This window comes from Paenibacillus sp. JT22N1 (assembly GCF_059692155.1).
The window spans coordinates 1-1,286 of the sequence record NZ_JCAUAW010000064.1 but is presented as its reverse complement, the minus strand read 5'-3'; the positions used below and the strand labels follow the sequence as shown (position 1 = coordinate 1,286).

At 42.8% G+C, this 1,286-nt stretch carries 1 pseudogene; it reads right to left on the bottom strand.

Annotated features, from left to right (window positions below):
- Nucleotides 1-49: 49 nt before the first annotated feature.
- Nucleotides 50-1,206 (bottom strand): annotated as a pseudogene (locus AC58UU_RS39875) (IS3 family transposase).
- Between the last annotated feature and the right edge of the window lie 80 nt (nucleotides 1,207-1,286).

Here is a 1,286-nt window from a genome sequence, read left to right as displayed (position 1 = left end):
TGTACTTCTGTCAATAAAATAGACACACTTTTATGGAACAACCGTTGCATTAAGAAGCTAAGTTTTCATAGTAGAGCTGCTCAAATCGATGGGGTGTCTCGTACCCTAACGTTGAGTGAATGCGTCTGCGGTTGTAATCAAACTCGATGTAAGTGTAAAGTTCTTTTTGAGCTTGTTTCCTTGTTTTAAATTTGGTCAGGTAAACGAGCTCTTTTTTCAAAGAACTGTGAAAAGATTCAATACAGGCATTATCGTAGCAGTTACCTTTACGACTCATGCTGCCAATCATCTTGTAGGTTTTTAAACGTCCCGTGTAGTCCTTGCAAGCGTATTGTGAACCTCGATCAGAGTGATGTAGCAATCCTGGTAATGGTTTTTGGCGCTTGTAAGCGAGGTCTAACGCGTCTAAAACCAACTCCTGTGTCATCCGAGCTCCCGTGGCCCAACCTACGATTTTACGGGAGTACAGGTCCATGACGCTAGCCAAATACAACCAGCCTTCGCCGGTCGCTATGTAGGTGATGTCGGCTACCCAGACCTTGTTAGGAGCCATCACCTTGAACTCACGATTAAGAATGTTTTCGTGTACAGGCATATTGTGTTTTGAATTCGTGGTTGCCTTGTATTTCCGCACGGTGCGCGACTTTAAGCCTAGTTTCTTCATGAGACGACTAACTGTTTTAGAAGACACCTTATGGCCTTCTTTGCGCAAATCTTCCGTGACTCTTGGGCTGCCATAGAGCCGTTTGGATTTCTTGAAATGATACTGAATTCGTTTTTCAAGCATGATCCGACGCTTCTCACGAGGGCTTGGCTTACGTTTGAGCCATTTGTAATATCCGCTTCTTGATACGTGTAATACGGTGCACATCTTCTCGACCCGATACTGGAAGCGGTGTTTAAAAATAAACGGATAGATCAGCGCGGGTCCTTTGTGAAGAAGTGCATCGCCTTTTTTAAAATTTCATTTTCCTCCCGTAACTCGAGCATAGCTTGTTCCATTTTCTTCATTCGTTCATAGTCGACAAACACTCGAGATTGTGCCTCTACAGCACCACTTCCATACTGTTTAATCCAACGACTTAGGGTACTTTTAGGGATATTTAGTTCTCTGGCAATCTCAATGGGTCTCTTATTCTCAGTTTCCATGTGTTCAACTGTTTTTCGTTTAAATTCCTCATCATAACTTTCACGTTGGTTTCCCATGCCACACCTCGACCTTGAATTTATATCTATTATTATAAAGGCCGTCCCCTAGTGTGTGTCTACTGAAAAGTCTAACATCA